The sequence below is a fragment of the Mesorhizobium sanjuanii genome (genome assembly GCF_002529485.1).
Lineage (GTDB): Bacteria > Pseudomonadota > Alphaproteobacteria > Rhizobiales > Rhizobiaceae > Mesorhizobium > Mesorhizobium sanjuanii.
In genome coordinates this window covers 1-10,890 of sequence record NZ_NWQG01000275.1, presented here as the reverse complement: position 1 = coordinate 10,890, position 10,890 = coordinate 1, and the positions used below count along the sequence as shown (strand labels likewise).

Annotated in this window: 11 protein-coding genes; 10 read left to right on the top strand and 1 reads right to left on the bottom strand. The window is 67.7% G+C overall.

All coding sequences use genetic code 11. The features are described from left to right. The 5 genes from CN311_RS30630 to CN311_RS30610 all read left to right on the top strand — a co-directional run. On the top strand, positions 1 to 2,982 hold a 2,982-nt coding region (locus CN311_RS30630; RefSeq protein ID WP_165779907.1), incomplete at its 5' end, for a cobaltochelatase subunit CobN. Further along, on the top strand, positions 2,979 to 4,466 hold the full coding sequence (gene cobG, locus CN311_RS30625) for a precorrin-3B synthase (RefSeq protein WP_097577322.1): 1,488 nt from the start codon (positions 2,979 to 2,981) through the stop codon (positions 4,464 to 4,466). The genes CN311_RS30630 and cobG, both read left to right, overlap by 4 nt. Further along, positions 4,463 to 5,116: a precorrin-8X methylmutase gene (locus tag CN311_RS30620; RefSeq protein ID WP_208866606.1), complete on the top strand. Its 654-nt coding sequence runs from the start codon at positions 4,463 to 4,465 to the stop codon at positions 5,114 to 5,116. The genes cobG and CN311_RS30620 overlap by 4 nt, the downstream gene beginning before the upstream one ends. Further along, positions 5,113 to 5,883, top strand: a complete 771-nt coding sequence (locus CN311_RS30615) for a precorrin-2 C(20)-methyltransferase (protein WP_097577320.1) — start codon at positions 5,113 to 5,115, stop codon at positions 5,881 to 5,883. Before CN311_RS30620 ends, CN311_RS30615 begins: the two co-directional genes overlap by 4 nt. Then, positions 5,880 to 6,644, top strand: a complete 765-nt coding sequence (locus CN311_RS30610) for a precorrin-3B C(17)-methyltransferase (protein ID WP_097577319.1) — start codon at positions 5,880 to 5,882, stop codon at positions 6,642 to 6,644. Before CN311_RS30615 ends, CN311_RS30610 begins: the two co-directional genes overlap by 4 nt. On the opposite strand, the gene CN311_RS30605 is transcribed toward CN311_RS30610, so the two are convergent. Further along, entirely contained in the window at positions 6,608 to 7,375 is a 768-nt protein-coding gene (locus CN311_RS30605; protein WP_097577318.1) for a cobalt-precorrin-6A reductase, read from the bottom strand. The genes CN311_RS30610 and CN311_RS30605 overlap by 37 nt on opposite strands. 1 nt (position 7,376) lies before the next feature. Between CN311_RS30605 and cbiE the strand changes: the two genes are divergently transcribed. The 5 genes from cbiE to CN311_RS30580 form a co-directional block, all read left to right on the top strand. Further along, positions 7,377 to 8,618 carry a precorrin-6y C5,15-methyltransferase (decarboxylating) subunit CbiE gene (gene cbiE, locus CN311_RS30600; RefSeq protein WP_097577317.1) on the top strand — a complete coding sequence of 414 codons (1,242 nt, stop codon included), beginning with the start codon at positions 7,377 to 7,379 and terminating at the stop codon, positions 8,616 to 8,618. After that, entirely contained in the window at positions 8,597 to 9,124 is a 528-nt protein-coding gene (locus CN311_RS30595) for a cobalamin biosynthesis protein (protein WP_425351108.1), read from the top strand. Before cbiE ends, CN311_RS30595 begins: the two co-directional genes overlap by 22 nt. Further along, positions 9,121 to 9,885 (top strand): precorrin-4 C(11)-methyltransferase, encoded by a 765-nt coding sequence (gene cobM / locus CN311_RS30590; protein WP_097577316.1) that lies wholly within the window; start codon positions 9,121 to 9,123, stop codon positions 9,883 to 9,885. The genes CN311_RS30595 and cobM overlap by 4 nt, the downstream gene beginning before the upstream one ends. Then, on the top strand, positions 9,882 to 10,691 hold the full coding sequence (cobA, locus tag CN311_RS30585; RefSeq protein WP_165779906.1) for a uroporphyrinogen-III C-methyltransferase: 810 nt from the start codon (positions 9,882 to 9,884) through the stop codon (positions 10,689 to 10,691). Before cobM ends, cobA begins: the two co-directional genes overlap by 4 nt. Continuing rightward, a partial coding sequence (locus tag CN311_RS30580) for a nucleotide-binding protein (RefSeq protein ID WP_483425993.1) occupies positions 10,688 to 10,890 on the top strand: 203 nt, incomplete at its 3' end. The genes cobA and CN311_RS30580, both read left to right, overlap by 4 nt.

Sequence of the window (10,890 nt, the reverse complement as noted above, 5' to 3'; positions counted from 1 at the left end):
CCCCTCAAGGGGGAGGGAGACGCCGCGCCCGTCGTCCCGATCCTCTTCTACCGCTCGATGCTGCTTGCCGCCGATGTCGCGCCCATCGATGCATTGTTCGAAGCGCTGCGACAGCGCGGCATGGCCCCCGTCCCCATCTTCGTCTCCAGCTTGAAAGACCCGGCTTCGCTGGCATTCGTCGAAACCGCGCTCGCAACCCTAAACCCCGCCGCCATCATCGCCGCGACCGCCTTCGCCTCCGGCGCCGAGCCCGGCATCGAGACCCTCTTCGACCGTGCCGGCGTGCCGGTCTTCCAGGTCATCGTCGCCACCACCCGCCGCGATGTCTGGCAAAACAACCAGCGTGGCCTCGCCCCCGCCGACCTCGCCATGCATGTCGTGCTGCCCGAGCTCGACGGCCGCATCCCCGCCGGCGCGATCTCCTTCAAGGGCGAGGTCGAAACCGATCCGGCGCTGGCCTTCCGCGCCTTCGCCAACCGGCCGGAGGCTGATCGCGTGGCGCAGGTGGCTGCCCGCATCGACGCCTTCATCCGCCTGCGGCGCACACCGCGCGCGGAACGCAAGCTTGCCATCCTGATCCCCGACTATCCCAGCGCCCCCGGCCGCACCGGCTATGCTGTCGGTCTCGATGTCCCGTCCAGCGTGCTCGCCATGCTGCACGACCTGAGGGAACAGGGCTACGCCGTTGACGGGATTCCGCAAACGCCACGTGAACTGCTGGAGATGCTGGAAAAGGGCGGGCATGGATTGGCCTTGGAGGACTACCGCGCCTTTTTGACGGAGTTACCGACGGCGGCAATTGCTGCGGCCGAAGCCGCATGGGGTAATGTGGAAGATGAGACAGGTTTGCGCGAGGCGCCCCCCTCTGTCCTGCCGGACATCTCCCCCACAAGGGGGGAGATTGGCAACTCCAGCGCCGGCTCTCTTCCAGCAGTGTTGGAGATTGGTGAAAGCAGGGATGAGGGCGCAATCTCCCCCCTTGTGGGGGAGATGTCCGGCAGGACAGAGGGGGGCGTGACAGAACGCCAACCTTCGCAGCGAATTGGCAAAAGCCAATTCCCCTTCCGCGCCACAACCTTCGGCAACATCACCGTGGCACTCGCTCCCGATCGCGGCCGCTCGGCCGACCGTCGCGCCGACTACCACGACCCGACCTTGCCGCCGCGTCATGCATTGATCGCCTTTGGCCTCTGGCTGCGAAAGTCGCTCGGCGTCCATGCCCTCGTCCATGTCGGCGCGCACGGCACGCTGGAATGGCTGCCAGGCAAGACGGTGGCGCTCAGCGAAAACTGCTTTCCCGAGATCGTCACCGGCGCATTGCCCGTCATCTACCCCTTCATCGTCTCCAATCCCGGCGAGGCGGCGCAGGCCAAGCGGCGCATCGCCGCGGTCACTCTTGGCCATTTGCCGCCGCCGCTGACCGGCGCCGGGCTCGATGAAAACCAGCAGCAATTGGAGCGGCTGGTCGACGAATATGCCCAGGCCGACGGGCTCGACCGCCGCCGCCGCGACCGGCTGGCCAGCCTGATCGTCGAAACCGCGCAAAAGACCGGTCTCGCTTCCGAAGCCGGCATTGCCAAAACCGACGCGCCCGACGAAGCGCTGCGTCGCATCGACGCCTGGCTCTGCGACCTGAAGGATTTCGCCATAAAGGACGGGCTGCACGTCTACGGCCGTTCGCCCGGCGGCGAGGCCGATCCACTTCGGCGGCAAAGTGCGGCAGCTGAAAAGGCCGCGCTACTCGCGGCGCTCGATGGCCGCCATATCAAGGCCGGTCCGGCCGGCGCACCGGCGCGCGGCCGCTCCGACGTTCTCCCCACCGGCCGCAATCTGTTCACATCAGACCCGCGCACCATGCCGACGCCGACCGCCTATGACCTCGGCAAGGCGGCGGCTGAGGAAGTGGTGCGCGGCTACACGCAGTCGCATGGCGACTGGCCGCGTTCGCTGGTCATCGACCTCTGGGGCTCGGCCTCGTTGCGCACCGGCGGCGAGGAAATCGCGCAAGGCCTGGCGCTGATGGGCTGCCGGCCGCAATGGGATGCCGCTACCGGCCGCATCACCGGCATCGAAGTGCTGCCGCCGGCAGCGCTCGGCCGCCCGCGCGTCGATGTCACATGGCGCATTTCAGGCCTGTTCCGCGACATGTTCCCAACCCAGATCGCGCTGATCGATGCCGCCGCCAATGCCGTTGCCGCCCGCGACGAAGAGGCTTCGGAAAACCCGCTTGCGGCGAGGACGCGCGCAGAGGGGAAGATAAGCCCGCGCATTTTCGGCACCTCGCCCGGCACCTATGGCGCTGGCGTCGAGGAACTCCTGTCGAGCGGCGACTGGGCCGCGCGCGAAGAGATCGGCCGCGCCTATCTCGACGCCACCTCGCATGCCTATGGCGGCGCCGAAGGCGAAGGTGTCTCGGCACCCGGCGCTTTCGCGGACCGCATCGCCGAGGCCGACCTGCTGGTCCATACCGGCGACGATCCCGGCCGCGACATCCTCGAAGGCTCGGCCGACGTCGCCTTCATCGGCGGCTTTTCGGCGGCGCTGGCCGCACTCGGCAGGAACGCCGACGTCATCGTGCTCGACACCACGGACCCGCAAAGGCCGAAGCCGCGCTCGGTCGGCGAGGCCGTGGCGCGGGTGGTTCGCGCCCGCGCGGTCAATCCGCGTTTCATCGCCGGCCAGATGCGCCACGGACCGCGCGGCGCCTCCGAATTCGCCGAGACGGTCGATCGCCTCGTCGGTTTCGCCGAAACCACGAATGCCATATCAGGCACGCTGATCGAGGCCGTGCACGACGCCTATCTCGGTGATCCCGAGGTGCGCGCCTTCATCCTGCGCGAGAATCCTTCCGCGGCAAAAGTCATCGCCGAGCGTTTCCTCTCGGCGCGGCGACGCGGGCTGTGGCATCCGCTGCGCAATTCCATCGATAACGATCTCGCGGCATTGATCGCCGAAGCCCAGGCGCTCGGGGTGGCGGCATGAACGCCTTCTCTCGCCGTGGCGCCTGCCCTGCTTTGTCGGCCCCGATGCAGACCGGCGATGGGCTGCTGGTGCGGCTCAACCCGGTCACTGGAGGATTGCCGCCAAAGTCTTTGATCACGCTCGCCCAATCCGCCTTGCGACACGGCAACGGCATAATGGAAGTCACCGCACGCGGCAGTCTGCAGATCCGTGGCCTGACACCGACAAGCGCGCGGCTGCTGGCGACGGAGGTCGATGCGCTCGGCATTGCGGTGCGCACCGGGGTTCCGGTCGAGACCGGGCCGCTGGCAGGGCTGGATCCACAGGAGGTCGCCGACCCGCGTCCGCTGGCAGAGCGGATCAGGGTGGCGATTGAGGAGGCTGGTCTAACGGCAAGGCTCGGTCCGAAGGTTTCAGTGATCGTCGACGGCGGCGGGCAACTGACGATGGATGCGGTAACGGCCGATGTCAGGCTGACTGCGGTGCAGGCCACCGCTGGCGCCCAGTGGAGCGTATCGGTTGCCGGCGACGGCCGAAGCGCGAAGCCGCTCGCGGTAGTCGATACAGATGCGGCGAGCGACATTGCCGTTGGGGTGCTCCGGATGGTTGCCGAAAAAGGCCGCGAAGCCCACGCAAGGGACTTGTCGGAGAGGCAGCTGACATCCCTCGCAAGCTGGCATTCCTTCGCGCCCCCCTCTGTCCTGCCGGACATCTCCCCCACAAGGGGGGAGATTGCGCCCTCATCGCCGCTTTCGCCAACCATCAAAGTCGCGCCAAACACTGAGTCTGCCGGACGAGAGCCGGCGGCGAAGCTGCCAATCTCCCCCCTCGTGGGGGAGATGTCCGGCAGGACAGAGGGGGGCGCGACAGAACGCCGGCCTATCGGCATTTTTGACTTAGCCGCCTCTCGCATCGCCCTCGGTATCGGCCTGCCCTTCGGCAGCATGCCGGCGGAAAAGCTCTTCGACCTCACCAGACATGCTCTCACCCTTGGCGCCACCGAAATCCGCCTGGCGCCAGGCCGCGCTCTGCTTTTCCTTGGTCAGCCGGCGGCCGCCAACCAGAGCCTTCAAAATACAGCCACCGCCCTCGGCTTCGTCACCTCCTCCGCCGATCCGCGCACCAGGATCGCCGCTTGCCCGGGCGCACCGGCCTGCGCCTCCGGCCGCATCGCAACACGCGACATCGCCGAGACCATCGCGGCGGAAAACCGCGACCTGCTCGATCCCTCGGTCACATTGCATATCTCCGGCTGCGCCAAGGGCTGCGCGCATCCCGGCCCAGCGGCGTTGACCCTGGTCGGCGGCGAAAACGGAGCCGGACTTGTCGTCAACGGGACGGCGAAGGCCCTTCCCGCCGGATACAGGCCGGGCTATGACGCCGCGCGCGGCATCGGTCGCGTCGCGGCAGCCCTGCGCAGCGCACGACTTCCCGGCGAGACCGCCGCCGCCTGCCTGGCAAGGCTTGGCGCGGCCGGTGTCACCGAGGCTTACCGACAGGAATGAGCATGCCCACCCAGGATGACATCGCCTACGACTATATCCATGACGGCACGGCGATCTACGAGCGCTCATTCGCCATCATTCGCGCCGAGGCCGACCTGTCGCGCTTTTCCGAGGCAGAGGCCGACGTCGCCATCCGCATGATCCACGCTTGCGGCCAGGTCGAGGCTGCCAGGCATTTCGTCTTCTCCAGCGATTTCGTTGCCGCCGCGCGCACTGCTTTGGCAGCCGGCGCTCCGATCTTCTGCGACGCGGAGATGGTGTCGCATGGCGTCACCCGTGCCCGGCTGCCGGCCGGCAATGAGGTGATCTGCACGCTGCGCGACCCGCGCACCGCCGAAATCGCCAAGGAGATCGGCAACACCCGCTCGGCCGCGGCAATCGACCTCTGGGGCGAGCGCATGGCCGGATCGGTCGTCGCCATCGGCAATGCACCGACCGCGCTTTTTTATCTGCTGGAAAAGCTGCGCGACGGCGCGCCCCGGCCCGCGGCCATCATCGGCATGCCGGTCGGCTTTGTCGGTGCCGCCGAATCGAAGGATGCGCTGGCCGAGAGTTCCTATGGCGTGCCCTGCGCCATCGTGCGCGGCAGGCTTGGCGGCAGCGCCATGACCGCCGCCGCGCTCAACGCATTGGCGAGGCCGGGCCTGTGAACGTGATCGCAAAAGGTCGTCCAAAGGGTCGACTCGTTGGCGTCGGTACCGGTCCCGGCGACCCTGAATTGCTGACGCTGAAGGCCGCGCGGATATTGGCCGAGGCCGATGTCGTGGCGTATTTCGCCAAGCGCGGCAACAACAGCAACGCACGCGCCATCGTCGAGGCGCGCTTCCGGCCGGATATGCTGGAGCTGCCGCTGCTCTATCCCGTGACGACCGAGATCGACAAGGACCACGACGATTACCGCTCGCAGATCGCCGATTTCTACGAAGAATCGGCCGAGAAGGTGGCCGAGCACCTTGGCGCCGGCAGGATGGTGGCGGTGCTGTCGGAAGGCGATCCGCTTTTCTACGGCTCCTACATGCATCTGCATGTCCGGCTGGCGCATCGTTTCCCGACCGAAGTCATTCCCGGCGTCACCGCCATGTCCGGCTGCTGGTCGGCGACCGGGCTGCCGATCGTCCAGGGCGACGACGTGCTGAGCGTGCTGCCGGGCACGATGAGCGAGTTCGAATTGACGCGCCGCCTCGCTGATACCGATGCCGCCGTCATCATGAAGGTCGGCCGCAACCTGCCCAAGATCAGGCGAGCACTGGAGGCGACCGGCAAGCTGACGCGCGCCGTCTATGTCGAGCGCGGCACCATGCCGGGCAGCGTCTCGATGCGGCTCACCGAAAAGCAGGACGACAAGGCGCCCTATTTCGCCATCGTGCTGGTGGCCGGCTGGTCGGCCCGGCCCGGTGCGTCGGGAGCCAAGCCGTGAGCGGGCGTTTGACCGTCATCGGCCTTGGACCCGGCAATGCCGACCAGGTAACGCCGGAAGCAAGCCGCGCTGTCGCGGAAGCCAAATTCTTCTACGGCTACAAGTCCTATCTCGACCGGCTCGAGCTGCGCCCGGACCAGATCCGCGTCGCCTCCGACAATCGCGAGGAACTCGCGCGCTCCAGGGACGCGCTGGTAAAGGCAGTCGAGGGCCATGAGGTTGCCGTGGTCTCGGGCGGCGATCCCGGTGTCTTTGCCATGGCGGCCGCCGTCTGCGAGGCGATCGAGGCCGGCCCGGCCGAATGGCGCGCCATCGACGTCGCCATCGTGCCCGGCATTACCGCCATGCTTGCCGTTGCCGCCCGCATCGGCGCGCCGCTCGGCCATGATTTCTGCGCCATCTCGCTGTCCGACAATCTGAAGCCATGGGAACTGATCGAACTGCGCCTGCTGGCGGCGGCCGGCGCCGGTTTCGTCATCGCGCTCTACAACCCGATCAGCAAGGCGCGTCCCTGGCAGCTTGGCCGTGCCTTCGAATGCCTCACCGCGATCCTGCCCGGCACCACGCCTGTCATCTTCGGCCGCGCCGCGGGCCGCCCCGACGAGCGCATCGAAGTCTATCTGCTGGCCGATGCCGACGCCGAAAAGGCCGACATGGCGACCTGCATCATCATAGGCTCGCCCGAAACCAGGATCATCAAACGCGACGACCGGCCGGCGCTGGTCTACACGCCGCGCTCCGCAGCGGGCTCCAAGGCATGATCGACCATGGCGGGCAGTTGATCGATGGTTTCGGCCGACGGCACGTCCGGCAGGGTCGGCCTGCGGATCATGACCACCTCGATGCCGAGCGTCCGCGCCGCCGCGATCTTGCCATGGGTCGCCTCGCCGCCGCTGTTCTTGGACACGACGGCGTCGATGCGATGGCTTTCCAGCAGCGCGCGCTCGTCCGCCTCGCGGAACGGCCCGCGCGCCAGCAGATAGGTCGCGTCAGGCACCGCCAGTCTCGGCTCGACCGGATCCACGCTGCGGATGAGATAATGATGCTGGGGTGCGGCCTCGAAGGCAGCGACCTCTTGCCGGCCGAGCGCCAGGAAAACGCGACGCGGCTGCGGACCCAATGCCTTTACCGCATCGGCAACGGTATCGACCAGCGTCCAGCGGTCGCCTTCGACAGGCTCCCAGCCCGGGCGGCGCAAGGCAATGATCGGCACGGCCGCTTGCCGCGCCGCTTCCGCCGCATTGGCGGAAATGCGCGCCGCATAGGGATGCGTGGCGTCGATCAGCAGATGAATGCCCGCTTCGCCGAGATAGGCTGCCAGTCCTTCGGTACCGCCGAAGCCGCCGGTGCGGACAGGCACGCCCTGCGCCACAGGGCTTTCGGTGCGGCCGGCCAGCGACAGCGTGACCTCAAGATCGGCGCGCGCGGAGAACTTGGCGGCCAGTTGCCGGGCTTCGGTGGTTCCGCCGAGGATCAGAATGCGGTGGGTCATCATGCCTGCTGAGGGTCCGCGCGGCGCCAAGCTCGACTCCAAATGGCTCACTGTCGTGGGCATCGGCGAGGACGGTGTAGCGGGTCTCGGCGACGAGGCCAAGCGGCGGATCGCCGTGGCTGAATTCGTCTTCGGCGGCAAGCGCCACCTTGCGCTGATGGCGTCGCTGATCACAGGCGAAGCCCGCGCTTGGCCAACGCCCTTCGACCCTGACATGCGCGACGTGCTGGCGCTTGCCGGCAAAAACGTCTGCGTGCTGGCCTCCGGCGATCCGTTCTTCCACGGCGTCGGCGGCACGCTTGCCCGCAAGGTGGACGCGCGGGACATGCATGTCATTCCCGCGCCGTCGTCCATCTCACTGGCCGCATCCCGCCTTGGCTGGGCGCTGCAGGACATCGAGACCATTTCCCTGCACGGCCGGCCGCTCGACCTGATCCGGCCGCTGCTGCACCCAGGAACCCGTATCCTTGCACTGACCTCCGACGCCGACGCGCCGGTAGCGATTGCCCGGCTACTGACCGAACTCGACTTCGGCGCCTCAAGGCTGACGGTCCTGGAGGCGCTGGGCGGCCCGAATGAAAAGCTGCGGAGCGCTCGGGCGAACGCCTTCGATCTCGAAAACATCAACCCGCTCAATATGCTGGCGATTGAAGTTTCCTCGACTTCGGAGGCACGCATCCTGCCGCTGACATCGGGCCTGGCCGATCATTTGTTCGAGCATGACGGCCAGATCACCAAGCGCGAAATCCGCGCCATCACCTTGTCGGCGCTTGCACCAAGGCGCGGAGAATTGCTGTGGGACATCGGCGCCGGATCAGGCTCGATCGGCATCGAGTGGATGCTGGCGCACCCTTCCTTGCGCGCCATCGCCATCGAGGCCGAGCCGACCCGCGCCGCCCGCATCGGCCGCAACGCCGCCGCCTGCGGTGTTCCCAGCCTTGTCGTCGTCGAAGGTCCCGCACCCAAGGCGCTGGCCAAGCTTGAGCAGCCGGACGCGATCTTCATCGGCGGTGGTGGCAGCGATACTGGCGTGCTGAGTGCGGCCATCAAGGCTTTGCGCGTTGGTGGCCGATTGGTCGCCAATGCCGTGACGCTGGAGATGGAAGCCTTGCTTCTGGCCCAGAACACCAAGCTCGGCGGCGATCTCACCCGCATCGCCATATCGCGCGCCGCGCCCGTCGGCGCAATGCAGGCTTGGCGCCCGGCCATGCCGGTCACCCAATGGAACTGGGTGAAGCCATGATGGTCGCGGGCATCGGCAGCCGGAAAGGTGTCAGTGCAGGCGAAGTGCTTGCCGCGGTGGAAACCGCGCTGGAAGCGCACGGCCTAGCAATGACGGCGCTCTCAGCACTCGCGACGACCGAATTCAAACGCAACGAAGAGGCTATTTTCGCTGCCGGTCGCGAACTCGGCCTCCCGGTCATAGTAGTTGATGTTGCTGGCTCCGAACCGTCGCTCCCCCTCACCCGCCCTCCGCTTCGCTCGGCCGACCTCTCCCCGAGGGGAGAGGAGATCACCACCGCTGGCGCAAGCCTCTTCTCCCCAGCGGGGAGAAGGTGGCCCGAAGGGCCGGATGAGGGGGCCTCTTTGCTCAGCCATTCCGGCCTCTCGCAGGATCTCGCCGGCACGCCCTCCGTCTCGGAAGCATCCGCGCTCGCCGCAGCCGGCGCCGGCGCGAAACTGCTCGGGCCGCGCACCGTGCTCGGGCGGGTCACTTGCGCCATCGCCATCGGCGGAGATGCGCCATGACCGTTCATTTCATCGGCGCGGGTCCGGGCGCTGCCGACCTCATCACTTTGCGCGGCGCCAAGCTGTTGGCCAGCTGTCCGGTCTGCCTCCATGCCGGTTCGATCGTAGCACCTGAACTGTTGCAGCACTGCGCGCCAGGGACAAAGCTGATCGACACCGCGCCGATGTCGCTCGACGAGATCGAAGCGGAATATCTCGCCGCCCACAAAGACGGCCACGATGTCGCCCGCCTGCATTCCGGCGACCTGTCGGTCTGGAGCGCCGTCGCCGAGCAGATCCGCCGGCTGGAGAAGCACGGTATCCCCTACACGCTGACGCCGGGCGTTCCCTCCTTCGCCGCCGCCGCGGCAGCACTTCGCCGCGAGCTGACCATTCCCGAAGTCGCACAGAGCCTGGTGCTGACGCGCGTCTCCGGCCGTGCCTCGAAGATGCCACCCGGCGAGACGCTGGCCAGCTTCGGCCGCACCGGCGCCACGCTCGCCATCCACCTCGCCATCCACGCCATCGACCGTGTCGTCGCCGAGCTGACGCCGCTCTATGGCGCCGACTGCCCGGTGGCGGTGGTCTTCCGCGCCTCCTGGCCCGACGAGCGCGTGCTGACCGGCACGCTGGCGACCATCGAGGCGCAGCTGGCCGCCGATCCGATGGAACGCACGGCAATTATCTTCGTCGGCCGTTCGCTGGCGGCGGAAGGGTTCGGCGAGAGTTCACTTTACGACGCCCACTACCAGCGGCGTTTTCGCGGACGGGACGGATTGTGAGCGAAGGGACCAAGGAAAACGGCCGGCTCGAACAGGCGCTCGCGCGGCTGAACTTCAAGCCGCGCAGATTGGAGCCGGGCCATGTCTGGCTGGCCGGCGCCGGCCCCGGCGATCCCGGCTGCCTGACGCTGGAAGTGCTGGCGGCGTTGGCGGAGGCGGATGCTCTCGTCTACGACGCACTGGTCTCCCCCGATATCGTTGCCGTCGCCGAACGTGCAGAGCTGTTCTATGCCGGCAAGCGCGGCGGCCAACCGTCGATGAAGCAGGACGACATCACGGCGCTGCTGGTGCGGCTGGCGCGCGAGGGCCGCCGTGTTATCCGCCTGAAGGGCGGCGATCCCTATATATTCGGCCGCGGTGGCGAGGAGGCGCTGGCGCTGGCGCGCGAAAATATCCCGTTCCGCGTCCTGCCCGGCCTGACTTCGGGCCTGAGCGCGCTTGCGGCTACCGGTATACCGGCCACCATGCGCGGCATCAACAAGGCCGTCATCCTGGTGACCGGTCATGCCGCCGGCACCGATGACGATCTCGACTGGGCGGCGATCGCGCGCACCGGCCAGCCGGTCGTCGTCTACATGGGCATGGCTAATCTCCCAATTATCGCTGCATCCATCCTCGAGGGGGGGCTGCCGCCGTCGACGCCGGCGGCGGTGATCGTCGCCGCGACGACGCCGCAGGAGCGCATCGTCGTCGCCACGCTCGCCACCATTGCCGAGGAGGCGGCGGCAGCCGGCCTGTCGTCGCCCGCGCTGATCGTCGTCGGCGGCATCGTTGCGATGCGCGCGGCACTAGCGGGCGAAGCATGACCCGCGCCATCATCATCGGCGCGCCGCGCTCCGGTTCGGGCAAGACCAGCGTCACCATCGGCATCTTGCGCGCGCTCGCCAGGCGTGGGCTGAAGGTGGGCGGCGCCAAGTCCGGCCCCGACTATATCGATCCCGGCTTCCACACCGCCGCTACGGGTCTTTCCGGCGTCAATCTGGATAGCTGGGCGATGTCGCCTGC

Bases quoted from the DNA above. Each gene is read 5' to 3' on its own strand.
- cobG (WP_097577322.1), top strand. From the start codon at position 2,979: ATGAACGCCTTCTCTCGCCGTGGCGCCTGCCCTGCTTTGTCGGCCCCG.
- CN311_RS30620 (WP_208866606.1), top strand. From the start codon at position 4,463: ATGAGCATGCCCACCCAGGATGACATCGCCTACGACTATATCCATGAC.
- CN311_RS30605 (WP_097577318.1), bottom strand. From the start codon at position 7,375: ATGACCCACCGCATTCTGATCCTCGGCGGAACCACCGAAGCCCGGCAA.
- cbiE (WP_097577317.1), top strand. From the start codon at position 7,377: ATGCCTGCTGAGGGTCCGCGCGGCGCCAAGCTCGACTCCAAATGGCTC.
- CN311_RS30595 (WP_425351108.1), top strand. From the start codon at position 8,597: ATGGAACTGGGTGAAGCCATGATGGTCGCGGGCATCGGCAGCCGGAAA.
- cobM (WP_097577316.1), top strand. From the start codon at position 9,121: ATGACCGTTCATTTCATCGGCGCGGGTCCGGGCGCTGCCGACCTCATC.